19 protein-coding genes are annotated in these 24,668 nt (G+C 59.8%); 5 read left to right on the top strand and 14 right to left on the bottom strand.

From position 1 onward, the window contains the following. The first annotated feature begins 3 nt into the window (after positions 1-3). The 4 genes from AOB54_02440 (at position 4) to AOB54_02425 (ending at position 5,063) form a co-directional block, all read left to right on the top strand. Positions 4-2,295, top strand: coding sequence for a PriCT-2 domain-containing protein (locus AOB54_02440; protein ID WVN42258.1), 2,292 nt, complete (start codon positions 4-6; stop codon positions 2,293-2,295). Between the two features lie 321 nt (positions 2,296-2,616). Then, positions 2,617-3,147: a hypothetical protein gene (locus tag AOB54_02435; GenBank protein ID WVN42257.1), complete on the top strand. Its 531-nt coding sequence runs from the start codon at positions 2,617-2,619 to the stop codon at positions 3,145-3,147. Beyond that, the gene (locus AOB54_02430) at positions 3,140-3,664 is read left to right on the top strand and encodes a hypothetical protein (protein ID WVN42256.1); all 525 of its coding nucleotides are present in this window, start codon (positions 3,140-3,142) and stop codon (positions 3,662-3,664) included. The genes AOB54_02435 and AOB54_02430 overlap by 8 nt, the downstream gene beginning before the upstream one ends. Positions 3,665-3,815: 151 nt before the next feature. Next, a complete protein-coding gene (locus AOB54_02425; protein ID WVN42255.1) occupies positions 3,816-5,063 on the top strand; it encodes a site-specific DNA-methyltransferase in 1,248 nt (415 codons plus the stop codon). On the opposite strand, the gene AOB54_02420 is transcribed toward AOB54_02425, so the two are convergent. Next, positions 5,060-5,509, bottom strand: coding sequence for a DUF3489 domain-containing protein (locus tag AOB54_02420; GenBank protein ID WVN42254.1), 450 nt, complete (start codon positions 5,507-5,509; stop codon positions 5,060-5,062). The genes AOB54_02425 and AOB54_02420 overlap by 4 nt on opposite strands. Positions 5,510-5,617: 108 nt before the next feature. Between AOB54_02420 and AOB54_02415 the strand changes: the two genes are divergently transcribed. Then, positions 5,618-5,983 carry an HNH endonuclease gene (locus AOB54_02415; GenBank protein WVN42742.1) on the top strand — a complete coding sequence of 122 codons (366 nt, stop codon included), beginning with the start codon at positions 5,618-5,620 and terminating at the stop codon, positions 5,981-5,983. Positions 5,984-6,428: 445 nt separating this feature from the next. Here AOB54_02415 and AOB54_02410 read toward each other — a convergent pair whose 3' ends face one another. The 13 genes from AOB54_02410 to AOB54_02350 all read right to left on the bottom strand — a co-directional run bounded on the left by AOB54_02410 (position 6,429) and on the right by AOB54_02350 (position 24,667). Continuing rightward, positions 6,429-7,319: a LysR family transcriptional regulator gene (locus tag AOB54_02410; protein WVN42253.1), complete on the bottom strand. Its 891-nt coding sequence runs from the start codon at positions 7,317-7,319 to the stop codon at positions 6,429-6,431. Between the two features lie 187 nt (positions 7,320-7,506). Beyond that, a complete protein-coding gene (locus AOB54_02405; protein ID WVN42252.1) occupies positions 7,507-9,024 on the bottom strand; it encodes a thymidine phosphorylase family protein in 1,518 nt (505 codons plus the stop codon). After that, complete coding sequence (locus tag AOB54_02400; protein WVN42251.1) at positions 9,021-10,379, bottom strand: MBL fold metallo-hydrolase; 1,359 nt, start codon at positions 10,377-10,379, stop codon at positions 9,021-9,023. The genes AOB54_02405 and AOB54_02400 overlap by 4 nt, the downstream gene beginning before the upstream one ends. Positions 10,380-10,414: 35 nt before the next feature. Next, positions 10,415-12,793 (bottom strand): xylulose 5-phosphate 3-epimerase, encoded by a 2,379-nt coding sequence (locus AOB54_02395; GenBank protein ID WVN42250.1) that lies wholly within the window; start codon positions 12,791-12,793, stop codon positions 10,415-10,417. 38 nt (positions 12,794-12,831) lie between these two features. Beyond that, positions 12,832-13,728 carry a ribose-phosphate pyrophosphokinase gene (locus AOB54_02390; protein ID WVN42249.1) on the bottom strand — a complete coding sequence of 299 codons (897 nt, stop codon included), beginning with the start codon at positions 13,726-13,728 and terminating at the stop codon, positions 12,832-12,834. Between the two features lie 203 nt (positions 13,729-13,931). Beyond that, entirely contained in the window at positions 13,932-15,005 is a 1,074-nt protein-coding gene (locus AOB54_02385; protein ID WVN42248.1) for a lipid A deacylase LpxR family protein, read from the bottom strand. After that, entirely contained in the window at positions 15,002-15,496 is a 495-nt protein-coding gene (locus AOB54_02380) for a universal stress protein (protein ID WVN42247.1), read from the bottom strand. Before AOB54_02380 ends, AOB54_02385 begins: the two co-directional genes overlap by 4 nt. Positions 15,497-15,578: 82 nt before the next feature. Next, positions 15,579-17,276 (bottom strand): alpha/beta fold hydrolase, encoded by a 1,698-nt coding sequence (locus tag AOB54_02375; protein ID WVN42741.1) that lies wholly within the window; start codon positions 17,274-17,276, stop codon positions 15,579-15,581. Between the two features lie 235 nt (positions 17,277-17,511). After that, positions 17,512-18,717 carry a sodium/glutamate symporter gene (gene gltS / locus AOB54_02370; protein WVN42246.1) on the bottom strand — a complete coding sequence of 402 codons (1,206 nt, stop codon included), beginning with the start codon at positions 18,715-18,717 and terminating at the stop codon, positions 17,512-17,514. Positions 18,718-18,722: 5 nt separating this feature from the next. Continuing rightward, positions 18,723-19,955, bottom strand: coding sequence for an acetate/propionate family kinase (locus AOB54_02365; GenBank protein ID WVN42245.1), 1,233 nt, complete (start codon positions 19,953-19,955; stop codon positions 18,723-18,725). A gap of 76 nt (positions 19,956-20,031) precedes the next feature. Then, on the bottom strand, positions 20,032-20,784 hold the full coding sequence (locus AOB54_02360; GenBank protein ID WVN42244.1) for an SDR family NAD(P)-dependent oxidoreductase: 753 nt from the start codon (positions 20,782-20,784) through the stop codon (positions 20,032-20,034). Positions 20,785-20,819: 35 nt separating this feature from the next. Next, positions 20,820-22,241, bottom strand: coding sequence for a bifunctional enoyl-CoA hydratase/phosphate acetyltransferase (locus AOB54_02355; GenBank protein WVN42243.1), 1,422 nt, complete (start codon positions 22,239-22,241; stop codon positions 20,820-20,822). After that, on the bottom strand, positions 22,238-24,667 hold the full coding sequence (locus AOB54_02350) for a DUF3141 domain-containing protein (GenBank protein ID WVN42242.1): 2,430 nt from the start codon (positions 24,665-24,667) through the stop codon (positions 22,238-22,240). The genes AOB54_02355 and AOB54_02350 overlap by 4 nt, the downstream gene beginning before the upstream one ends. Position 24,668: the final 1 nt, after the last annotated feature.

Here is a 24,668-nt window from a genome sequence, read left to right as displayed (position 1 = left end):
CCCATGACAAACAACAACTACATGGCTCAGTTAGGGGCCACATTGGTCGATCGCGGCTATCCGATTCTGCCCATTCAACCCAACACCAAAAAGCCGGGCGTCTATCGCAAGGGCAAGTGGCACGAGTATCCCAAGTGGAGTCGGCACTGCGAGCGTGACACCACCGATAACGAGGTCGACATATGGGGTAACTGGCCGCAGGCGGGTATTGGTATTGCCGCTGGCCGAGTCATCGGCATTGATATTGATGTTCTGTTTTCAAAAGAAATCGCTGAAAAGATTGAGGGCTTGGCCAAGCGGCTTTTGGGCGACACCCCGGCGGTTCGCATCGGACATGCGCCCAAACGGCTCTTGGTCTACCGCGCAGCGCAGCCATTCTCCGGGTTTAAGTACCCGCCTATCGAGGTGTTGGGCGTCGGGCAGCAGTTTATTGCGTACGGGGTACACCCAGATACGGGCAAGCCTTATGAGTGGCCCGTCACGACTCTGGCCGATCTCACACCGGACGAGTTGCCAGCCATCACAGAGGCCCAGGCGCGTGAGTTTGCCAAGCAAGCCTATGAACTCATACCTCCGGCGCAGCGGCCCCAGACCTTGGTGGCCGGGCACACCGCAGTTAAAGAACAGGTGACACTGCCAGAACAACGGGGAACCTTTGAGGCGGTCGAAGATGCCTTACAACACATTCCAAACGCTGATCTGGATTACGACAGCTGGGTTCGGATTGGGCTGGCGATCAAGGGTGCGCTTGGAGATGAGGGCTGGCCGCTTTTTGATGCGTGGTCAGCTTCCTCAGGAAAGAACGACCCGAAGTTCACGGCAAAGACATGGCGTGGCTTTGCGCCTGATCGGATCGGGGCTGGAACGATCTATAAGCTTGCCCTTGATAACGGCTGGGAGCCTGCTGCCGAGATTCGCCTAAATGGTGAGATCGTGGTCAACGGCCACCACCCGGCAAAGGAGTTCTTGCAGTCGTTGCAGGCGGCAGATCCGATCACCATTGAAGAACAGCAGGTGCTCCCACCCCCGCCAAAGCCTATGCCCGTGGGGTGGGATAAGGTGGGCGGAATCATCGCTGATCTGATGGCCTTTATGGCCGCTACCGCCAAACGTCCGCAACCAGTGTTAGCGCTCGGTGCGAGCTTGTGTGCCATCGGCGCATTAATGGGGCGCAAGTACCGCACTGAGAGCAATACCCGCTCAAATCTCTATGTGGTGGGCATCGCGGAAAGTGGTGCGGGCAAGAATCACAGCCGTGTCGTGGTCAATGAGCTCTTTCGCAAGGCGGGCCTTTTGCAGTACTTGGGTGGCAATAAGATTGCCTCGGGCTCGGGGCTTTTAAACGCGATCCAACGCCAGCCTGCCATCTTGTTTCAGCTCGATGAGTTCGGCATGTTTTTGTCTGCGGCAGCCGACCGCAAACGATCGCCACGGTATGTCTGCGAGATCTTGGATCTGATGACCGAGCTCTACACCACTGCAGGTACGACCTATTTCGGCATCGAGTACGCAAGCAATCAGCACAACAACTCCCACCGGGCGATTCACCAGCCATGCGCCTGCATCTACGGCACCACAACGCCCTTGCACTTTTGGCAGGCGCTACAGGCATCCAACGTGGCCGATGGGTCGCTGGCGCGGTTTCTGATCATGGAGAGCGAAGAGGATTTTCCCGACAGCAATGAGCAGTTCGGTGTCATCGATCCGCCGCAAGACCTTATCGATCGGCTGATCTTGATTCACACGGGTGGAGGCAAGTTAAGCGGCAACCTGACCGATGTAGGTGCCATCGACGAGGTCATGGTGGACCCTCGAGTTGTTCCCATGACACCGGCTGCAAAGGCTGCATTTAGGCAGTTAGATGATGAGTTGGTGGCGAGACTCAGAACAACCCGGGGCACGGGCTACTCATCAATCTTGGCGCGTATTGAGGAAAACGCCACCAAGCTTGCCTTGATACGCGCTGTATCGCGTGACCCCATTGATCCGCAGATCGAAGATCACGATGCCCACTGGGGGATCATGCTCTCACGGCACTGTGCTGAGCTCACCATCCGCGAAGCGTCCGCTCGAGTCTCTGAGAACCTGGTGGAGTCAAACCACAAGCGGGCACTGCAGATTTTGCGTGATGCAGGCCAAGCCGGAATGTCAAAAAGCGAGTTCACCAGGCGAACCCAGTTCATGGATCACCGCCAACGAGATGGGGTGCTGCGCACCTTGGCTGAGGCAAGGCTTGTGGAGTCGCTATTACTTCAAGCGAAAGGCAGGCCCACGCAATGGCTAAAAGTCATGTAAATCAATGGGTTGTGGGTGCAGCCCGGAGTTTCTTCAATTTCTTCAAATTTCAAAGCCACATCCTATATATACATTTTTAAAGTGGGTCCCTAGACACATCTAAAGAGAGAAAAAGAAAAAGGTATCTATATTGAAAGAATGAAATATTGAAATATCTATAGACCCACCACCATGGGATCTAGGTTGAAAGAATGAAGTATTGAAATAAGTCGTTACACGTACCCGAACGATCTTCGGACGTGAAGGAGCCTTGTAGACCCTGACCCGGTGTGCAGTGGTGCTCCTCCAAGTCGCCTCGTGCACTTAAAGGAGGACACGCCCATGGGCATACGCACAAAGCTGCCGCCAGACAGCATCAAACCGGCATTGGCAACGGAGTCATCACCGCTGGGCGTGATCTTGGCGCTTGACCTAGGACAAACGACCGGATGGGCTTTGCAGGCCAACGGACTGACCCACTCGGGAAGTCACGGATTTAAGCCGGGACGCTTTGAGGGTGGTGGCATGTCGATGCTGCGCTTTAGCCGGTGGCTCACGGAGTTGCATGAACAAAGCGGGCCGATTGCCCGGGTTTACTTTGAGGAGGTTCGTGCCCACAAAGGCACGGCGGCCGCTCACACCTATGGTGCATTTCAAGGACAGTTGTCTGCGTGGTGCGAGGCCAATGGGGTTGCGTACCTGGGCGTACCGGTCGCAACCATTAAAAAGCACGCCACTGGCAAGGGCAACGCCGGTAAAGATCTCGTTATTGAAGCCATGCTGGCTAAGGGTTATCAGCCAGCCGATGACAACGAAGCAGATGCTCTTGCCATCCTTCACTGGGCCATGGATCAGGAGGCAAGCCATGGGTAAGAAGCACCCCAAGCTTGAGCCTCTAATGCATGGCAGCGTTGTTGAACTGCCTGGCGGACGCGTCGCGCAGTGGGAGTCTTTAGAGGAGGAAGGCACGAGCTATCGGACCGAACACTTTCGCTGCGTTGATAGCCTGGGCCTGCTTTTGAAAAACGGAGCGATTACGCAAGAGATGCACGATGCGGGGCAGGAGTTCAACCGCAACTTTGTCTACGCCCAACTCAACCCCGTGGGTTCGCCGCCGCTTGATCGTATCCCGGGTGGCCATTGGCAAGACACCATTACCGAGCGCGTCGCGTGGTCACGAAAGCGCTTAGGGCAAGCGCTGGATGCGGTTGGCGGCGTCTGCAGCCCGGGTGGGTGTGCGGTCTGGCATGTGGCTGGCCTTGGCCGAAGTGTTAAAGAGTGGTCTTTGCTTGAAGGTTGGAACGGACGCACACTGAATCAGTACGAGGCCAAAGGCATCTTGGTGGCCGCACTTGGCATGCTTGCCGTTCACTACGGATATTCACGATAAAAAAACCTTGACCGGTATATATCGATGATGTACATTTTCACTAATCGCTAAAAAAGCGCCCGCACGGATCATCCCTGTGGGCGTTTGCATTTCTGAATCCCCTAAACCCGCCCAAGGCTGCTTGCGCGGGTTTTTCTTTTTCCAAGGCCCTATGAACCCACTCAAGCTAGAGTACCGCTCTGTTGAGGCGTTGATTCCTTACGCACGCAACGCCAAGCAACACCCTGATGCCCAGGTTGCGCAGATTGCAGCCAGCATTCGTGAGTTTGGCTGGGGTGCGCCAATCCTGGTCGATGGAAACAACAATGTGATCGCAGGCCACGGCCGCCTCTTGGCTGCACGCAAACTAGGGATGGCTGAGGTGCCTGTTGTCTCCATGGACCACCTCACGGACACGCAGCGTCGGGCCCTGATCCTGGCGGATAACAAGATTGGTGAAAACGCTTCTTGGGAAGATGAACTCTTGGGTATTGAGTTATCCGAACTGAAGGAGGCAGGCTTTGATCTCGAACTCACGGGCTTTTCAACAGAAGAGTGGGAAGCGCTGATCGCAGGCGAAGAGACAGACAAAGAGGGCCTCACCGATGAGGACGCTGTGCCAGAGGTGGTGGAGGCCATTTCGAAGCCTGGTGACTTATGGGTTCTAGGTGAGCACAAGGTTTTGTGTGGCGATGCCACCAAGCTCGATGACTACAAGCGTTTGCTGAGTGACGAGTTGGTCGACATGACCTTTACCGATCCTCCTTACAACGTGAACTACGCCAATACAGCGAAAGACAAGATGCGTGGCAAAAACCGCCCGATCTTGAACGACAACCTGGGCGATGGCTTTGAGCAGTTTCTCAAAGATGCCTGCGCCAACATTCTCGTTTACACCAAAGGCGCCGTTTACATGGCCATGAGTTCTTCCGAGCTCGATACCCTTCAGAACGCGTTTCGCGCTTCAGGTGGACGTTGGTCGACATTCATTATCTGGGCAAAGAACACCTTTACCCTTGGGCGCGCCGACTATCAACGTCAGTACGAGCCAATCCTGTATGGATGGAAAGACGGTAACGACCACTACTGGTGCGGCGCGCGTGACCAGGGTGATGTTTGGAATGTGAAAAAGCCTGCGAAGAACGATCTGCACCCAACAATGAAGCCGGTTGAGTTGGTTGAGCGGGCTATTCGTAACAGCAGTAAGACCAAGGACCTAGTCCTTGACCCCTTCGGTGGTTCGGGCTCCACACTCATTGCCTGTGAAAAGGCTGGACGTCGGGCCAGGCTCATTGAGCTTGACCCGAAGTACGTTGATGTCATTGTGAAGCGCTGGGAAGAGTACACCGGCCAAAAGGCCCAGATGCATGGGGCCGAGCAGCCGGTGGAAGATGAGGCGCTTGCTGACGAATCGCGTTAGGCGATTCGGTATACCCGTTCGGAGTTGTCATCCTTACTGGATGTGATCACGAGACCGAGCTTTTTCTTAAACGAACCCGCAAAGGCACCCCGCACTGTGTGCTGCTGCCAACCGGTGGCTTCGCAGATTTGTTTGATGGTTGCTCCCTCCGGGCGCTTTAGTAGTGCGATGACCTGAGCCTGTTTGCTGTTCTCGCGCGTTTTGATTTCACCAGGTGCTTTTGCTGGTGGGCTTGGCGGATCGATGCCAAGCGCAGCGTAGGCGGCTTTGGTAAGGACAATCGCGCGTTTGCGTTGTGCAATCAGTCCAGCCTTGGTCAGACTCTCAAGAGTCTTCGCTTTTGCGCCGCCTTTTAAGGTTTCCGGAAACCATTCGACCTTTCCGTCGTGATGCTCATGAGCGTGGGTGAGGATGGCCTGCTGGGTAGTGGTTAGTTTGTGGGACATGGCTACTTCCTTTTGCTTGGTTGATGGTGTTCGTATGAACGCTCTAGTTCCGAGGAAAGCCAAGTCAATAAGGCCACCGTGTTGCTTTTCTCTTGATTACCTGCCGTGATGCCCAAAAGTGCACCGACTCCCTGCCGCTACCCCGGTTGTGGGGCGGTGCTCGATAAGCCTGGTTATTGCCCAATGCACCGTGTCGCAGTGCATCGTGACTACGGACGGGCCAGGCGAGCCTTTGACACCGAGGTCGGCTTCTACCAGTCCAGGGATTGGCGCTTGGTCAGAGCCCAAGTCCTGCGAGATAGGCCTGTGTGTGCCCAATGTGAGGCTGCTGGGCGCGTCGTTGCGGCCGGGGTTGTGGACCACATCGTACCGCTCAAAGACGGCGGTGCGCGGTTCGATCGCGCCAACTTGCAGCCTCTTTGTGTCTCTTGCCACAACCGCAAGACGGCAAAAGAGTCGGCTGGCAGGCGCTAGACCCCCTAGGGGGATCAAATCTCTACGGTTGGGTGGCGGCGATGCGCGCGTCAGCCCAAATTTTTGTGCGTGCAAATTGAAACAAGGGGGGTCCCCCTTAATAAGGATTTATGGCGGGTCGAAAACCTTTACCGACAAAAGTTAAGCAGATCAAAGGGACGCTGCAAAAATGCAGAACCAATCCACGGGAACCGAAACCCGATGGTGATCTGGTTGAGCCGCCGGAATACATGACCGAGGGAGCGAAGTCCGCATGGCGATACGCCCTGGAGTGCGCTCCCCCGCATCTTCTTAAGCGGCTTGATATGTCTGTGCTGGAGATCTGGGCATGCGCCGCAGATCTTTACCGCAAGGCGCAGGCTGGAATTAGTAAAACGGGATTGCTTATCAAAGCACCAAACACCGGCGTGCCGATGCCCAATCTTAAGTGGTGCGGTCCGTTGCGTCAGTCGCTCGAAGGGTCCCGGAGGCGGTCGATAAATCGCACCAGCGAAGCCGATGAGTTGCTGCTTTCGAGTCGAAGCAGGTAGGTGGTGATCACGGCTGTATCCAGCGCCAATGGACGGATCACCACGTCCGGTCGCTGGCTGACCGGAATCTTGGTCGCCGTCATGAAGCCCACGCCGTAGCCGGCACCGACCAAGGTGAGCATCATGTCCAGCGAGGAAACCTCCTCAACGACATTCAGTTTGTGTTCCTGGGTCTGCAGGAGGCGCGCCAACTCGCGGCAGTAGCCTTCGCACACCTGGGGATCGCACAGGACAAGAGGATGCCCCCGGAGTTCATGGAGTGGAACCTCCTTGTGGACGAGCAGTGCGTGCCGGGCTGGCAAGGCGACCACCAGCGGGTCCTGCCAGATAGGTTCGGCGACGATGCCATCACCGACGTCGGCGGTATGAGCGAATCCGATGCAGAAGTCGCCCGAGCGCAGGCCGCGCAACTGCTCGGCCAAAGGCACTTCGGACATCCGTATCTCGATCTCGGGTTCTTCGGCACGGCAACGGGCTAGAAACGCCGACAGCCGGGGATCGAGCGCGCCGTCGGATACGGCGATGCGCAGGCTGCCTCGCAAGCCCGCCGCGACAGCCTTGACGTTCTCGCGGGCCTGCTCCAGGACGGTGAATAGCCGGCGAGTGTCCTGCAGGAACACGGCACCCGCAGCGGTCAGTCGGGTGCCCCGGCGGTCCCGGTCGAAGAGCACAGCGCCTAACTCGTCCTCAAGCTCCTTGATGGCGCGGGACAGAGGAGGTTGCTCAATGTGAAGACGCTCAGCCGCCCGTGTGAAATGAAGTTCTTCGGCCAAAACGATAAAGCAACGCAGGTGCCGCAGTTCCATGAGCAATGTTCCTATTCAGGCGCTGACGACCTCCTTCTGTTTGCTCCACGCGATGCAGGTTGAAAACTTCTTTTAAGCGATGTTTTTTCATATGTTCTTGAGCATGAGATGTAGGCGTTCAACTTTTCCAAACGAGAGGCCGGGCTGTGTTTGACCGAGCATTCAAGAGCCCTGTTTATCCACGGCGCTAAGGTTCAATCTTTACAATGTCCCCAATGCCTTGTACGTATGCGAGTGCATAGGCCATCTCTCCAGAGGTTTGCGCATGCAAAAACATCAATGGTTGTCCGCGTGTTATCTCGTCACCTAAGCGCACCTGCAATTGAATCCCTGCGGCTGGACTCTCAGGCGCACCGGCCAATTTGGCTAAACGAGAAAGCTTACGGTTGTCGATGTGTACTGCTCGGCCTGAAGTGGTTGCCAAAAGCGGTTCGACATAGAGAGCTTGGGGCGGCTCACGAAATCCCCCCTGAGCCGCGCAGATTCTCTGAAATTTTTCCCACGCGCGGCCACTGCTGATCGTCTCATGAGCCAACCGAAGTCCCTCCCCTTCTTTGGCGACGCCGCCAAGCTCAAGCACCGCGCCCGCCACCAACGCCACGCGGTCACATAGGTCTTGCGGCGCATCCGCCTCGTTGCGCAATACGGCCAACACGTCGCGCGCCTCCAACGCCGGGCCGATACCTCTGCCGACAGGCTGATTCCCGTCTGTAAACAGGCAACGCAATACAAGGCCAAATGACGCGGCGACTTCCGAAAGGTGATGCGCAAGATGCTCGGCAGTTTCCCGGCTGCGGACTTTTGCGGTTGGCCCAACCGGAATATCGATCACGATGTGGGTCGCCCCTGCTGCAATCTTCTTGGATAACACCGAGGCAATCAGTTGTCCTTGCGTGTCGATATCCAGTTCACGCTCAATACGCACGAAGATGTCGTCCGCGGGGCTGAGGTGCATCGCGCCGCCCCACGCCACGCATCCACCCTCTTTCTCCACGACCTTTCTGAGCGTATCCAGGTCCAGGTCTACAGGAGCCAGCGTTTCCATGGTGTCCGCGGTGCCAGCGGGAGAGGTGATGGCGCGTGATGAGGTCTTGGGCATCACCAATCCATTGGCTGCGGCGATGGCAACCACCAACGGCGTGGTGCGATTTCCCGGTAATCCGCCCACGCAATGCTTGTCCACAACAATCGGAGCCTGCCATTGCAGGTGATCCCCGACATCGACCATCGCACGGGTGAGATGGATGGTCTCTTGCATATCCAGAGGCAGTACCGCCGTTGCGGTCAGGAAGGCCGAAAGTGCGACATCGGTATAGCGACCATCGACCACATCACGGACGATCGCCTGCAACTCCGTCGTTTGCAGTCGGTGGCCGTGAATTCGCGCACGCACGGCCGACAACGATTCGAGCAGCGGAGGATGCCGAACCTGCACAAGATCGCCCTCATGAATGTCCAGGGCATCCCAGGCGGCCTCGGACAGAGCGATCTGTCCGGTTTTGAGCAGATCGCTGTCGATTTGGTACAGTAGCGCTTGCACAGTGCGGTCGCCGGCAATGATCAGTACCTGTGACCGCGGTGCCAGCCCTTCGGCACGGCAGACATGGCAATCGGTACGCATCAAGACGACGGGTTGATGCTGGGCATGCAGTCGCATGCGCAATGCTTGCAAGGCGGGTGTCTGGGGAGTGATGCGGGCACTCACAGGGCGAACTCCTGGTTTTGCATGGGCACCGATGCGTGCCATTTGAGTTCGCGCTGGATACGTTCGCGCAGCGCCTCGGAGGCATCGGATTCACCGTGAACAATGAACACCCCTTCCGGCGCCCGGGTAAAGCCGCCCAGCCATCGCATCAGTTCATCGCTGTCGGCATGAGCCGACAACATCGGAAGCTCGGCGACCTCCGCATTGATCGGCATCCAGCGTCCATGAATCTTGACTTCGCGAGCGCCCTCAAGCAGTTTGCGTCCGCGCGTACCTGCGGCCTGAAATCCAGAGAACAGCAGCGTGTTCTGATGAATGCCGCCAAACGCTTCTATGTGATGCAACACGCGGCCACCGGTGGCCATGCCGCTGGCGGAAATAATCACCTTGGGGTAGCGATTCGCCGATAGTGCCTTGGACTCTTCAACGTCGCGCACGTATTTGACTTCCGAAAATGCGGCCTCGAAATCGTGTTGCGTGAGCTTGTGGTCGTCGGAGTGGCGGTGCAGCAGCACAGTTGCGTTGGTGGCCATCGGACTGTCCAGATAGACGGGCACGTTGCGGAGCCGACCGCGCTGTCGCAGCAGCCACAAGTCGTAGATCAACGACTGCGCTCGTCCCACGGCAAAAGCGGGAATTACCACCGTGCCTCCGCGGCGAGTCGTGCGCTCGATGATGTCGCCCAGCGCTTCGACGGCATCGGAACGGTCATGACGACGATTGCCATAGGTGGACTCGATGATGATGTAGTCCGCTTCCGTGACTGGTTCAGGATCAGGCATGACCATGTCGTCAAAGCGTCCCAAGTCGCCGGAGAACACCAAACGCTTGCCGCCAATGTCGATCTGAGCCGTCGCCGCCCCAAGAATGTGACCGGCGCTGCGCAGCAGTAGACGGGCATTGCCCGGCAATTCAGTCTCTTGATGCAGCGGCACCGGTTTGAACTGCAGGAGCGTACGTTCTGCATCCCGAACCCGATACAGCGGAAGGGCTGGCTTGTGTTTGGAAAATCCTTTTCGATTGGCGAAATCGGCGTCCTTCTCCTGCAACCAGGCGCTGTCGAGTAGGATGAGTTCGGCGACATCTCGCGTGGCTGAGGTCGAGAAAATCTTCCCGCGGAACCCGTCCAGCACCAATCGGGGCAGATACCCACAATGATCCAGGTGCGCATGCGTTAATACGACCGCATCGATGTCCTTGGGCTCAACTGCCAGGCGCTGCCAGTTAAGTTCGCGCAGGTTTTTCAATCCCTGGAACAGTCCGCAGTCGATCAAGATGCGGGTATTGCCATGGGTGATAAGGTGTTTGGAGCCGGTGACGGTGCCGGCACCGCCCAGGCTGGTCAATGAGAGCATGTATTTGTCTCCCCTCTTGTTTGTGGGTTGTGAAATCAGGAACCGGCGCGGTCGCCGCGGACCGCGTCAGAACCACTTGAAATTCGCTCGTCGGTCGCGGCCGCAGCAACCTGCGAACTGTTCCGGCCGGTCACTTGCGCAGCGGCATAGATGGCGTCCACCCAGGTGCAGCGGTTGGCGATCAACATTCCAGCCACATCGAGCGTGCCGCCGCGGTTGATGTAGCCCAAAGCCCGCGTCTTCGAGGTGCCGCTGTCAATGCGGCGCAGCACACCCAGCATCGGCTCTGGGCGGGTATGGCTTATTAACACGCGAGGCAAGTGAGGCGGGAAGAGTGCTTGCAGGGCTTCGTCACCGACCACGAAGGTGGCCTCAAGGTCATCTCGCGGAATGCGCAGGCGGCCGGGTTCGATCACTACAGTGACGCACGACGCAAGTCCATGGCGCTCCAGGCGGGCGTGGGCTTTGAACGCTTCCTCCAACTGGTAGGCGCCAATCACCACGAACTGCAGTTGTGCTGTAGCCGGATCGCCGGCTACATGGGCTGCTCCGTGCTCAACCAGCGATTGAGCGGCGGCGGCGTTGAAGTGATTCGGCGTGTCGCGCTTGGAGACCACCACACAGGCCACTTGGCCCCGGCTGGCGTAGACCGCTCGCAGCGCGGCGGACGCCGTGTTGGCATCCACCGGGAACAACACGCGTGCGGTGTCCGACATCTCCCCCAGCAATGCTTCGCCAATGGTCGGGTCCTGGTGTGACTGCTCGTTCTTGCTGTTCTCCCAGGTGTGGGATGTGACGATCAGCGGGACGGAGATCCAGCCTGGCGGCTGGCCCAGCTCCTTCTGCCGACGCGCGAAGATGATCTCCTGGCGCATCAATCCAAGCATCTTGACCGCGAATGCCTCGTAGCTGACGATCAGGTTCAGCCCCCCTTTGTTGGCGAGGGCGGCGGCCGCAACGGCTTCTTCATTGAGTGCGGTGACCACCGAGCCATCCGTCGATTCCGGGACGCCGGGTTCGGGCACGTTGACGCGGTGCTTGAGCAGCGCTAGCGTGGTCCCCATCTTGTTGCTGGCCAGTTCATCGGGATTGCCGATCCGGATGCGCAACTGTGGATTTGCCTGCACTAGCTCCACGAACCAACGGTCCAGTGCGGACATGGCGCTGCCCGATACCTCAGTTGGCGCCCAGGCCGGCATCGGCAGATGAGGGCTCGCTGGATGGCGTAGGGCCATGGGGTGCTCGCTTTCGCGCGAGCGCTGGCTCTGGCCGTGATTCGCAAGGACGGTGAGCGCGTTTTCCAGTTCGCTCTCGGGCACGAACAGCGCCGCAGCCCCTGCGTTGAAGGCCTCGCGTGCCTGCGCATCCTCGCGCGGATTGCCGTTCAGCGGCAGGTTGTGGGCGGCATTGGTCGCCGCGCCCGGGAAGCCAAAACCTTTCTCCGTCTCGGCGATCACGTAGGGCAGCTTGACCGGATAGCGCCGATCCGAGCGTGCGGCGAAGGCGCTCAGCGTGTCTTCGGCTTCAACAATGGCCCATGCGATCGCCATCGGATCACGTCCATCAACGATGACGGGATCGAAGCCGTTGTGGCGCAGATCTTCGGCCAGCCAGGTAGCGCCACCTTCCTGCACGATCTGGGTGCGCTGCTCGATGCGCCGTCCGTTGAGAATCATGACCGGGATGGCGAAGCCGCAGTCCTCGGCGCGCCACCAGCGCGGCGCCCAGTCCGAGCCACGTTGTTCCTCGAAAGCGCCATCACTGAGGAATGCCACCAGGCTTTCTCCCGGCAACGGCGTGTGCACATACTGCAGCCCGGCGAACCCCAGATAGCCGCCTTCGGAGATCGCGCCGGCCGTGTTCGGCCCGGCATGGCTACCCAGCGGTACCGCGGGCCGACCCTGCTTATCGATGGCATAGGAGTAGAAGTCCGCGATCAGGAGCGACAGGCCCGCCTCGCTGCGGTCGTAGCGTCCACGCTGGGCGGCGGATACATCGCCGGTCAGTGCGTTCACCGCCTCGATCGCGGCCACGCAGTGCCCCTGCCCCATGAGCCAGCCGCGTGTCGTCCCGGTCAGCGCGTTGGCCAACAGATAACCCACGAAGGCTGGCACCATGTTGAGCGAGCCGCCGGTGTGGCCTTCGGGCGTTTGTTTGAAATCATCGGAGCCCAGTGGGCAGCCGCTTCGGTCGATGCGCCGGGCATAGGTCATATGCGCCACTACGCTCATGGCCGTGCAGGCCACCCGGTCGGCTGCAGCCAGCAGCGCATGGGCCGAGGCTTCGTCTGCTATACGCCTTTGCGCGACCAGACGTTGCACTAGGGCCTGCATACGTTCGATGGTTTCAGACCTGTGCGCGATGGGCCCGTAACCAGCACGCCAATCGGTTGCGAGGTTAGCTTGAGAGGACATTTCAGGTCTCCTTGAAAATAGTTGGATCGATAAAAAGATCAGCCTCGCGGATCGGTTTTCCCGCTAGAGAGAGCGTCGGCAATCAGCGAAGCGAGACCAATCCGGTTGCTCGGATGCGGTACTGCGTCGGTGGACGTAATTCGGGCAAACAACGGTGTCAATTGGGCCCAGGCATCCTCGGCGAACAGGGCATGCACCACTACGCACTCCGGCTTGCGCATTCCTTGCTCGGCGAGCTTGCGCGCCGCGACGGCGAGCGTGCGGCCTGATGATGCGATGTCGTCCACAAGCACCGGCGTTCTGCCGCGCCAGATCGACAGGTCGGGAACATCGATGTCCACGCTGCGATCGCCATGGCGTGTCTTGCGAAGCACAGCGTGCGGTACGCCGATGCGGGACGCGATGGCGCCGGCCCACTGCTCGCTTTCCTCGTCGGGGCCCACGATCAAAGGTTCTTCGACATGATTCGCGATCCAGTCGGCCAGCAGTGGTGCGGCATGCAAGGTGATGGTGGGGATCGTGTAGAGCGCGGAGAGCGTCGGATAGCGGTGCAGATGCGGATCCACCGTGAGCAGCTTGTCGAAGGTCGATGAGACCAGACGTGCGAAGGACCGCGACGTCACGCTTTCTCCGTCATGGAATCGCTTGTCCTGGCGCATGTAGGCCAGATACGGTGCGATCAGGTTCACCTCTTGCGCGCCAAGTTCGCGCGCCGCGTCAGCGGCAAAAGCCAGAAGCAGGAACTGCGGATCAGGATGGGCCAGCGTGCAAATCACATCCACGATCCGATCGGCAGGTTCGCCATGCAACCGGACATAGCTCTCGCCATCGGGGAATCGGCGCGTTTCGATGCGGCCGGCTTCGCTGCCGCATGCCTGCGCGATGCCGCGGGCCAGATCTTCATTGCCGGGTAGGGCCAGGGTGAGTCGTTGCATCCATTTATCTCCTTATTTGTTGTCCTTGGTCTCTTATCGAGCGCGGGTGCCTTATCGTTCAGCTCGCTGTGTTCACCTTGCCAACTGGCTAATGACGACGGCATTGGCAGTACTGCGTCGACGTGGTAGCTCCACAAGCAACCAGGCTCTTGTCATGAACAGCAACAGAGTGGCTTGCATGGCGTTCAAGGAATCGATCTGCATCAGAATCGCCGTCCTACGGTGATCGTTCCGTAGACCGGGATTTCTTTTTGTCCCCGGAATTCGCGTGTGCGGTGGTAGCGGGCTATCGCGATGCGCCAGTTGCCTTGGGTAATCGCGACGCCGTAGCCGACATCCGCCACGAGTGGCCGTTTATCAACGCTATGGCTAGACTTGAAGGTATTGCCATCCAGCGTGATGTCGTGCAAGACCCAGCGGGCGTCGAGTGCTACGAAGAGGTGTCCGTTCCAGTTACCTGCAGCGGTCGTGCGCACGGGCGAGGTATTTTCTCCAGCCGGCCGCAGCGGTGCGGTGCCTAAATCGTCTGGCAGGCGCAGGCCATAGCGCAATTCTCCCCCGACATTCGCGTAGGTGGCGAAATTGCCGAAGCTGCCGCCCCAGTGGCGGGTGAGGTCCCAGCTCCAACCGCTGACGTTTTCTTGCCTGAAGACTCGCGTTCGGCGTTCGTGCAGCAATTGCAGTACAGGTTCGTCGCGCAGTTGGTGTCTCCAGCCATTGAATTTGTCCACTCCGATGGTGTCATGCCACCAGTTCTGGGTTTGCCTGGCCAGGGACGAGGGGCCTACAACGCCGATACGGATTTGTGAGGTGCGCAGCGTATCGCCGCGCCGCGCGTTGTAGCCAAGGCTCAACATCATTGCGCCTGCGAAAGGGCGGTCGTCTTTGATCAGATCGCTGCGCGTTTTGTCGCTCGGGGTATACATCATCTGCCCGAAGCCGATAGTCATGTTCTGTTCGTCGAAACCCTCGGGTTGCAGCACTGTGAGAAAACGATTCAGCCCACGGACGAGACGCGGTAGGCAAGGGTCATCGCGATAGTCCACAAGATTGGGGGAGACCCAACTGACGAGAAACCCGTTGGAGTACCCTTGATCTTGTCCAATGCCGCCGAACATGTCGTTGTCGATCCGCAGATTGAGCGTTCCAGTTGCGCGGAGCGGGTTGTCCTGTTGGCAGGACTGGGCCTGTGCGGAGACGCTCAGCAATAGCAGCACCAAGGAGGTTGCGATTCTGAGCCTCCGTTCAGCGGGGTGGGTGGACTGAAATTTCGTCACGCTGGCGTGGCACTCGGCCCAGGGGACGCAGTCGCAATGACTGATTGGGGCTGGCGCACCAGCATCACGGGAACTGGTGCTATCCGAGCGAGTTGCTCGGCATCGCTTCCCAGCAGCAGCCGGTCCACGCCCCGGCGTCCGTGGGTGCCCAATACGACCAACTCGCATCCGGTGGCCAGTGCCTGCTGTGCGATGAGCACCGAGACGCGCTCTCCCTTGCTCTCCAGAAGCACGGTCTCTACCGCCAGGCCTTCCTGCCTCAGCGGGAGTGCCGCCTCGTCAAGCAGCTTCTCCCCGGCTGCCAGGAAGCCTGGCCTTACCTCTTCAATGTAGATTCTCGGCCTTTCGAAGCCGTTGCTATGCTTCATCTCCTCGATGATGTGCAGCAGGATGATGGTTGCACCACTTAGGCGCGCCAGCACCGCAGCGTGGTGGAGGGCCAAATTGGCGGTGGGACTTCCGTCGAGCGGAACCAGGAGTCTTGAGTACATGAATGTCTCCAGTTATCAGAATAGGGCCTGTCGAACAAATATTGCGTGTACGGGCAGCAGCCGCCGGGGGGTATCGGATTATTCAGCTGCGCACATATTCCCCCGGGGCATCGCAAATAGTGGGGTATCCATTGGATTCAGACCCCATGAGCGGAGGCGCAACAACATCACCGGAACGCTCCTGGAGCCATGCCGACCATGCCGGCCACCACGAATCCGGATGCGTCTGTGCAGTGGCTTGCCACTCGTCTGGCGCCATGTACCCCTCATTCACGGCGCGCGTATGGATTTGATACCGACGCTTGCCGCGGCCAGGCTCGCTCACGATGCCGCCGTTGTGCCCCCCGGTGGTCAATACAAAAGTCAGTTCGGCTGAAGTCAGCAGATGCAGCTTGTAAACGGAGCGCCAAGGCGCAATATGATCCGACGCAGTGCCAACGCAAAACATCGGTACGGTAATATTTCCCACTGAAACCGGACGGCCCGTGACGGGATAACGCCCTGCGCTGAGATCGTTATTCAGGTAAAGGCGTCGGAGATATTGCGAATGCATCTTCGCCGGCAGGCGAGTCCCATCGGCATTCCAGGCCATCAGGTCGGTCATTGGCCGACGGTCGCCCAACAGGTACTCGTCAATCATGCGAGACCATACAAGATCGTAGGCACGCAGTAGCTGGAAAGCGCCACTCATCTGGCTTGAGCTCAAGAAGCCTGTTTGCGCCATGCTGGCCTCCAACAGCGCCACCTGGCTCTGATTGATGAAAAGGCCAAGCTCGCCCGGCTCGCTGAAGTCCGTCTGCGCTGCCAGGAGGCTTACGGACACCAGCCGCGTATCGCCGTCGCGCGCCATGGCTGAGGCCCCAATCGACAGCAATGTCCCGCCCAGGCAGTAGCCAGCAGCGTGGATTCCCTGTTCGGGGACAATGGACGTCACGGCGTCCAGCGCTGCATGCAAGCCGAACTCAAGATACTCATCCATGCCCAGGTCTCGATCACTCGCATCCGGATTCTTCCAGGAGATGCAAAAAACCGTATGGCCCTGTGCAACCAGATACCGGATCAGCGAGTTATGGGGCGACAGATCGAGTACGTAGTACTTCATGATCCAGGCAGGAATAATCAGTATGGGCTCGGGATGGACTTTCTCGGTAGTGGGCGCGTACTGAATCAACTCGATCAATTGATTTCTCAGTACGACCTTTCCTTCCGTCACCGCCACGTCGCGGCCAACGACGAAATTCTCGGTTCCCGCAGGTGGCTCGCCGGATAGTTGTCGGCGCAGGTCATCAAGGAAGTTGGACATGCCACGCGCCAGGTTGGCACCTTGTTCTTCTATGGTTTTTTTCAGGACAACCGGGTTGAAAAGCGCAGAGTTGGTTGGCGACACCATTTCCAGCCATTGCTTTGCGCCAAACGCCATTAGACGCTCGTGTTGTGGATCAACACCCCACACATCCTGTGTGGCCTGCTCCCACCATTGGGACTGGATAAGAAATGAGCTGCGGTAAAGGTTGTAGGGCCATTGATCCCACGCAGGATCATTGAAGCGACGATCATTTGCAGGTAACGGTTCAGGCGCTGCAGCTTCCTGGTCGGGACTGACCAAGCCCTTTTTCAATAGAGACATCCATTGCTCAGACAGGGCGCCTGCAAACGCTAGAAGCTCCGATTGCTTTCCGGGGCTGTTCGCTAAATGGCTTGCCCAATCAGTCCAGGCCAACAGCGACGATTCAGGTGAAATTGAGGACCAGGCCTGGGCCCAAGCCATATGCGCTTGCATATCCAGTTCTGGAACGATTGTCGATGAAGTATTACTTTTCGTGTTTTTTGTCAAAACGCATTACCTCAATTTCTATTCAAATAGATAGAGCACCCTCGTTTGAACACCGGGGGTAGTTGTGCTTGCTTGTATTCATGCATACCGGTACCCGTGTCATCAGCGTTTTTGCGATGACACCGTGCCAGCGTGCTAGATATGTCTCCGCCTGCCGGCGCACTCCGTTAATTCTTTCGCCTTAACCGGCCATCAGACTGATCACCAGTGCGTTCGCAATGTCGATGACGAACCCACATACCAGGGGCACCACAATGAACGCCTCACGTGCAGCGCCATGTTCCCGCGTGACCGCCGTCATGTTGGCGATGGCGGTGGCGGTAGATCCCAGCGCGATTCCACCGAAACCGGCGCACACCACGGCGGCTTGGTAATCCTTGCCCATTGCCCGAAAAACGATCAGAAGAACAAATGCGATGACCAGGACGATCTGTACCAGCATTGCCACGGTGATGAAGGCAAGCACGGGCTGCAGCTCCCAGAGCCTGAGCCCCATCAGCGCCATGGTCAGAAACAGGCCCAATGACATGTCGGAGATCAGGGCGATGCCTGGCTGCATGCTCGGCCAGTTCCATAGCCGTCCGCGGCCACCTGGCCTCATCCAGTCGCTGATCGTGCGCAGGAGGATTCCCGCCAGCAGGCAGCCCACAAAGGCGGGCAGCGTGACGGGGGTAAGTGCGACGAGGGCGTTGATTCCGTGTCCCAACATCAAGGCGAGGTTGAGCCATAGCAACGCCAGCAGCACGCCGTAGTAGTCCAGGCGGGCATGCTGCTCATCGCTGTGCAGTGTGCCAATTTCCAGGGCGCTGTCCCCGGAGGCTCGAAGCCGATGCCTGCGCATGAGCAGACTTGAGATCGGGCCGCCGATGGTGCAGGCCGCGATCAGGCCGATCATGTTCGCCGCCAACCCCAGTTCCTGCGCTTGGGTAATGCCAAGGGTTTCAACAAAGTGATCGGACCAGGCCAAGGTGGTGCCCACGCCTCCGGTCAGGGAAATGGATCCGACCATTAGTCCAGCGCGCGGATCCAGGCCGAATGCGCGGGCCGTCTGCATCCCAGCCAGGTTCTGCAGCACCATGAACCCGATGGCCAGTCCTGACAGGATCAGCAAGGGCCGTCCACCATGGCGCAGTGTGCGGGCGTCGGTACTCAGGCCAATGGCGGCAAAGAAGTACAACAGAAGCGCGTCACGCGCTTCCAGGTCGAAACTGACCGTGACCCCCATCCCGTAGTACAGGACGAAGACAACCAGAGCGCAGGCCAGGCCGCCCACCAGGGATTCCGGGATGCTGTATCGACGCAAGATGCTCCAACGCGCTACCAAGCCCTTGCCCACGAACAACAGCAGGATGGCGAGCGTGAATCCATGGAAGGCGTCGATCTTCATCGCACCTACTCCCTGTCCAGGCAGGACAACGCATGGCTGGCGGCGATCCACTCTTCGTTGGTGGGCTCGATCGCCACGATGACTTGGCTGTGGACAGTGGAAATCTTCGCCGCGTCGCTGGCATTAGCGTCGGTATCCAGGGCAATGCCCAGAAAGCCCAGTGCCGCACAGACACGTTCGCGAATGAACGCATTGTGTTCACCGACGCCTGCCGTGAACACCAGCATGTCCAGGCCGCCCAGCACAGCGACCAATGCACCGATCTCGCGCACGATGCGACGCACGTAAAGGGCCAGTGCCAAGCGCGCTCGCTCCCCCGTTTCGCCTGCATCGTTCTCGTGCCCGACAATGACGCGCGGCTCAGCCGAGATGCCCGAAACGCCGAGCAGGCCGGACTCGTGATAGAGGACACGCCCCACTTGTTCCAGTGAAAGCTTCTCGATTTCCATCAGGTAGAGCACGGCGCCTGGATCAAGCGCGCCGGTACGGGTGCCCATCATCAAGCCGTCAAGCGCGGAGAAGCCCATGGTGGTGGCCACGCTTTGGAGTCCTTGCATGGCGCACAGGCTGGCGCCGCTGCCCAGGTGGGCAACGATGGTGCGCCCGCGCGCCGCGTCGCCATGGCGCTCGGGCAAGGCCACTGCCATGTACTCATACGACAGGCCGTGAAACCCGTACCGACGCAGACCGCGCTCCCATGCGGCATAGGGCAACGGCAGGACCTTCTCGACCTGGGGCAAAGTGTGGTGGAAGGCCGTGTCGAAGCAGGCCATCTGTGGCAGATCGGGCTGCTCCCGCAGCAGGATCTCCACGGCTTCGAGCGCGAATGGCTGGTGCAGCGGGGCCAGAGGAATGTAGCCCTTGAGGTCGGCCAGGACATTCGCGTCCACGCGCACGGGCATGAAGTATTTACTGCCGCCGTGGACGATACGATGGGCGACCGCACCGATCCGGCGGCCGTCGAGCCGCTGGCTGACACGATCGCGGATGAGGCGCAGTGCGGCGCGATACGGATGTGCCGTTTCCAGTTCGATCGGGAACGGCGCAACCCCCGTCTCTCCGAAATCCGGGTTGGCGCCACCGATTCCCTGCACCTTGCCATTCCACAATGCGGTGCGCGGCAGTGGCGTGGCCGTTGGATCGAATACCGCAAACTTGATGCTGGACGAACCGCAGTTCAGTACAAGGATCAGTCCGTGCTCGGGGCGTCCGGAGCGGGCCGTGGTCGCATCCATCATGTCGTCCTCTTGCTGCTCGGCCCTGGTGATTTCGCCAGGGCGTTCAGGTGTGCCTGCGGTCTCATCGTCGTCAGACTCAGCGTGCCGTGTAGCCGCCATCGGCGATGAGTTGGGTGCCTGCAAAGAAGCTGCTCCCATCCGATAGCAAAAAGGCCACGGCATGGGCGATTTCGTCCGAGGTACCCAGGCGACCGATCGGGTGCAGGCCGACGGCCTCCTGAAGGGCCGATTCACCCAGGAAATCCAGGATGGGCGTACGCACGTAACCGGGATGGATCGAGTTGATCCGGACTCCCTTGGCCGCATAGGCCAGCGCTGCCGAGCGGGTCAGCCCGGTAACAGCGTGCTTGGCTGCGACGTACGCTGGGTTTCCTGCATCGCCGACCACCCCCAGGATCGAAGAGACGTTGACGATGGCGCCGCCACCCGAACGCAGGATGGCGGGAATCTGATGGCGCAGGCCATAGAACACGCCGTTCAGGTTGATATCGATTACCCGGCTCCAGGCGGCAGGATCCAGTTCCCCCACTGGGCTCTGGTCGCCACTGATACCGGCGTTGTTGACCGCAAAATGAAGGCCGCCGAACATATCGACTGCGCAGGCCACAGCAGCCTCAACGTCATTGATGCGTGCCACGTCGGCCACATTGGCCACGGCTTGGCCGCCATCGGCGCTGATGAGCTTGGCGACGCGCTGCGCATTGTCGGCGCTGACATCCGAGACGACGACACTCAAGCCGTTGCTCGCAAGAAGTCGCGCGATGGCCTCGCCAATGCCGGATCCTGCACCGGTGACCAGGGCTACGCGGCCAGAAAATGAGTACTTCATAGTGTTTCCTCCAATGGGGTGGATACGTTGCTGATTCATGGGGGTGACAGTCGATAGTGGTGGGCCAGCATCAGTGCGATTGCGCATGAGGCGATGCGTGTATCGCGCGAGTCGGCGCGGCTGGTCAGAATGACCGGCACCTTGGCTCCAAGAACGATCCCGGCGCTGGCTGCGCCGCCCATGAAGATCAACTGCTTGGCAAGCATGTTGCCGCTCTCCAGGTCAGGCACGACGAGGATGTCAGCTTGCCCGGCGACCTCGGAAACGATCCCCTTGATACGCGCAGCGGCGATGGAGACGGCGTTGTCGAAGGCCAGCGGCCCGTCGAGCAGGCCGCCAGTGATCTGGCCGCGATCGGCCATCTTGCACAGCGCCGCAGCGTCCAGCGTGGCCGTCATCGTCGGGCTGACCGTCTCGACCGCGGCCAGGATCGCGACCTTGGGTTCGCGCACGCCGATTACCTGCGCCAGCTCGATGGCGTTGCGGATGATGTCTGCCTTCTGTTCCAGAGTCGGGGCGATATTGATCGCCGCATCGGTAACGATGAACGGGCGCGGATAGGCAGGTGTCTGCAACAGGAAGCAATGGCTGACCCGGCGCTTGGTGCGCAACCCCGCTGCTGCCGAAACCAGCGCGGACATCAGCTCGTCGGTGTGCAGGCTCCCTTTCATCAGGGCTTCGACTTCACCTGCGGCTGCCAAGGCGACAGCTTGCTGCGCAGCGGCGTGGCTGTGCGGGACGTCCACAATGGCGACGTCGGTCAGGTCCAACCCGGCCTCGGTGGCGACTGCTTCGAGCCGCACCCGTGGCCCGACCAGCACCGGCTCGATCAACCCCGCATGGCGTGCTTCGAGCGCGGCGGACAGGCTGGGGGCATCGCACGGGTGGGCGACGGCCACCCGAATCGGTTGCAAGTGCGCGACATGCGCCAGCAGGTGCTGCAGGCCTGTGCGGCCCTGCGCATCCGGGTGTATTTCCGGCAACGCGGTGCGCGCTCGTTCCATGCGCTCAGTGGGCGCCACGACCTCTACCTGGCCTTGGAAAACCGCCACCCCCGTCTGGTTGGTGCAGGTGCAGGCCAGCGTGACATGGTGGGTGGCCGTGTCCTTGCTGGTCACCTGCATCTGCACGGTCAGCCTGTCACCGGGCCGAACCGCTCCGAGGAAGCACAGATTCTGGTTGACATAGCGGGTTCCAGGCCCCGGCAGCCGTGTTCCCAGCACAGCCGAGATCAGGACGTTTGCACAAATGGCCTCCGTGGTGTCCCGAGCGCTTGAGGACGCAGCAGGTTCCGGGTCCACATCGCCTGATTGCAGCGCGAACATGTGGATGTCTTGCGGCGAAAACGCGCGTTCGAGGCTGGCGCTGTCGCCGATGGCGATCTCGTCGAAGGTGCGGTTGCGCAGAACCTGCAATGCGTCGGCAGTGGCATCGACCGGTGTGGACGAGGTCGTCATTTGCCTTTCCCTCGCCGTGTTTGACTTGTCCGCAGCGCGACTGGCGTCTTGGACACAGTTTTCTTCTGAGGCGCCTTCGGCTTTGGCGAGGATGTTTGGGGTTTCGTGTCCATAACCGCAGCGGAAGTGTCACCGGCAGAGCTTGGCATGGCGGGTGCCGAGTTCCCGTCCACGGCTGCAGCGGACGTTTCATTGGCGGGACTTGCCATCGCGAGCGCCGAAGCCGCCTGCGCCTCGCACGCCGCCCGCTTGAACAGGGTGGAAACCTGCTCCAGTCGGGTTTGCTCGTGTGCGGACAGCACATCACCGCTGCCAATCACCTGCACGATCATTCCCGCTACCTGTCGGATGTCCTCAGGCGCTATGCCGTTGAGCAATCCGGGGATGGCGGACACCATGGCGTCCTCATCGAGCCTCATGAGCAAAGCCTGCCGACGCACGAGGTGGCGGAAAGCCTGCATGTCGAAGTCATTTGTCAAATGAGGGCGCACCAGTTCCTCTGCGTGCCGAAAGTGCCGCCCGTCGGCCTCCCCACGCGCCGCGAGCACGAAGAACAGCGCCCGTATGGCGGCTTCGGTTATCCCGCCGTTGTGAATATCCGCTTCGAGCCGTGTCAACTCTTGCGCCAGATACTGGCGATGTTCGGGCGTCTCGCTGGGATGGGGTCGCGGCGGCGCATCGTCGTGCAGGCTCTGTCCTGTCATGGCCTGAACCAGCGGCAGGCTGTACAGCATGTCAAAGGCCTGTGCGTAGATTTGGTCGCGGCAATCACGGAATTGATCCAGCATCTGTTCGACGGCGGTGGAAAACTCCGTCTGCAGTTGCAGGAAAGGATTGGCCTCGGAGACGGTCTGGCGATGTTCGCGCACCTGTTGCGCCGCTTCTTGTACAGCGGCGGCCAGCGGGTGCCGATCGGACCACAATTCATAACCCATGCGCAGCGGATGCAGCTGCTCCAGCCACTTCGCACCCTGGTCCGTGACCAGGGCACGCATCCATGGCTGCACGAAGCTGCGGTAGCAAGCCAGGTTGACCTCGGAGATCCGCGCCACCGCCGCGAACCGGCGATCGTTCTCCGGGTCGGGACGGACGATCTCACGGACTTCATCGATGCTGCTGCGGCGAATCCGCGTCAGGAAGACGTCACTGGTTGGGTCTCCTTCCTGCACTGGGTCGGGATGCTCATCGATTTGCATGTGGTGAATGCCTGCCGGCAGCACGTCGATGATGTCGATGTTCTCAGCGAACTCATGGTGCTCTTTACGCCCGACGCTGCCGGAGACGAAGATTCCCAGATGTCCGATGCTGTCATGGGTAGCGTAGACGATGGTCTGGTCATGTCCCAGCACGTCCAGGTCGTTGCGGTACAGGTCGGTGATCCAGCCCAGGGCCTGGGGCGGTGGAGTGATGTTGTCCCCATAGGAGCAGAACACCAGGATCGGCGAGCGAATATTGCGCAGGTCGATGCGCACGCCATCAGACGTCACCAGCTGCGCCGTACTCAGTTTGTTGCCGATGAACAGGTTATCGACGATGTACTGTATTTCCACATCGTTCAGGAACACGATGCCGCCCCAGTACTTCTCGAATTGCAAGTGGCGCGGGCCTTCCGTGTCGACCTTGGCGTACAGGTTGTACTGTTTGCTCCACAGCGTATTGGCCGGGTCCAGGTTCTCGAAGTTCTGTACCAGCCAGGCGCCGTCGAACCGACCGGCGCCCAGATCGCCGGTCAATGCCGTCAACCAACTACCGCCAGTGAGGCCGCCTGCATAGCGCATCGGCATGTCGCCCGCCCAGTACGACAGCGGCGCGCCGGCGACGATGATCGGTCCGAACAGTTCGGGCCAGACGGCAGCTGCCATCAGGATCTGCCAGCCCGCCTGGCAATTGCCGATGACCGCGGGCTTGCCGCGGCTGCCGGGGTGCAGCTCGCCGACCTTGCGCACGAAGGCCGCTTCGGCACGCATGACATCCTCGACGGTCTGGCCGGGAACGGGATCGGGCAGAAAGCCAACGAAGTAGCAGGGATGGCCTGCCTTCAGAGCAGCACCGACCTCGCTGTCGGGTTTGAAACCGCCGATGCCCGGGCCATGGCCCGCGCGGGGATCGACCACCACGAACGGCCGCTTGCGGGGATCGCTCGGCGTGTCGGCTGGCGGCAGGATGCGCACGAGGCCATAGTTGACTGGCCGCGGAAGCTCCAGCCCGGACATGATGACCTCTGAGGCGAAGTCGAGTACGTTCGGCGTCTGCTCCTGCAAATGCTCCTGGTACTGGTTGCCGCGTTGGCGGCGAACGTCGGCATACAGAATGGACCGCTGCCAGGCATCCACTGCATACTCGGTTGCCATCGCCGATAGTCGCAACGGGTCCCACAGCAACTGCCCCCAAGCGGCCGTTGGTGATGTCGTGGTGTCTTGATTCATG

Origin of the sequence: beta proteobacterium MWH-UniP1 (genome assembly GCA_036362785.1) — a bacterium.
GTDB lineage: Bacteria > Pseudomonadota > Gammaproteobacteria > Burkholderiales > Burkholderiaceae_A > Lacustribacter.
The sequence above is the reverse complement of the archived record's forward strand: the minus strand, read 5'-3'. Positions and strand labels throughout refer to the sequence as shown.

What these genes read in the sequence shown, in the direction of transcription:
- AOB54_02440 (WVN42258.1), top strand. Translation starts at nt 4, where the DNA reads ATGACAAACAACAACTACATGGCTCAGTTAGGGGCCACATTGGTCGAT.
- AOB54_02435 (WVN42257.1), top strand. Translation starts at nt 2,617, where the DNA reads ATGGGCATACGCACAAAGCTGCCGCCAGACAGCATCAAACCGGCATTG.
- AOB54_02430 (WVN42256.1), top strand. Translation starts at nt 3,140, where the DNA reads ATGGGTAAGAAGCACCCCAAGCTTGAGCCTCTAATGCATGGCAGCGTT.
- AOB54_02425 (WVN42255.1), top strand. Translation starts at nt 3,816, where the DNA reads ATGAACCCACTCAAGCTAGAGTACCGCTCTGTTGAGGCGTTGATTCCT.
- AOB54_02420 (WVN42254.1), bottom strand. Translation starts at nt 5,509, where the DNA reads ATGTCCCACAAACTAACCACTACCCAGCAGGCCATCCTCACCCACGCT.
- AOB54_02415 (WVN42742.1), top strand. Translation starts at nt 5,618, where the DNA reads ATGCCCAAAAGTGCACCGACTCCCTGCCGCTACCCCGGTTGTGGGGCG.
- AOB54_02410 (WVN42253.1), bottom strand. Translation starts at nt 7,319, where the DNA reads ATGGAACTGCGGCACCTGCGTTGCTTTATCGTTTTGGCCGAAGAACTT.
- AOB54_02400 (WVN42251.1), bottom strand. Translation starts at nt 10,379, where the DNA reads ATGCTCTCATTGACCAGCCTGGGCGGTGCCGGCACCGTCACCGGCTCC.
- AOB54_02395 (WVN42250.1), bottom strand. Translation starts at nt 12,793, where the DNA reads ATGTCCTCTCAAGCTAACCTCGCAACCGATTGGCGTGCTGGTTACGGG.
- AOB54_02390 (WVN42249.1), bottom strand. Translation starts at nt 13,728, where the DNA reads ATGCAACGACTCACCCTGGCCCTACCCGGCAATGAAGATCTGGCCCGC.
- AOB54_02380 (WVN42247.1), bottom strand. Translation starts at nt 15,496, where the DNA reads ATGTACTCAAGACTCCTGGTTCCGCTCGACGGAAGTCCCACCGCCAAT.
- AOB54_02375 (WVN42741.1), bottom strand. Translation starts at nt 17,276, where the DNA reads ATGCAAGCGCATATGGCTTGGGCCCAGGCCTGGTCCTCAATTTCACCT.
- gltS (WVN42246.1), bottom strand. Translation starts at nt 18,717, where the DNA reads ATGAAGATCGACGCCTTCCATGGATTCACGCTCGCCATCCTGCTGTTG.
- AOB54_02365 (WVN42245.1), bottom strand. Translation starts at nt 19,955, where the DNA reads ATGATGGATGCGACCACGGCCCGCTCCGGACGCCCCGAGCACGGACTG.
- AOB54_02360 (WVN42244.1), bottom strand. Translation starts at nt 20,784, where the DNA reads ATGAAGTACTCATTTTCTGGCCGCGTAGCCCTGGTCACCGGTGCAGGA.
- AOB54_02355 (WVN42243.1), bottom strand. Translation starts at nt 22,241, where the DNA reads ATGACGACCTCGTCCACACCGGTCGATGCCACTGCCGACGCATTGCAG.
- AOB54_02350 (WVN42242.1), bottom strand. Translation starts at nt 24,667, where the DNA reads ATGAATCAAGACACCACGACATCACCAACGGCCGCTTGGGGGCAGTTG.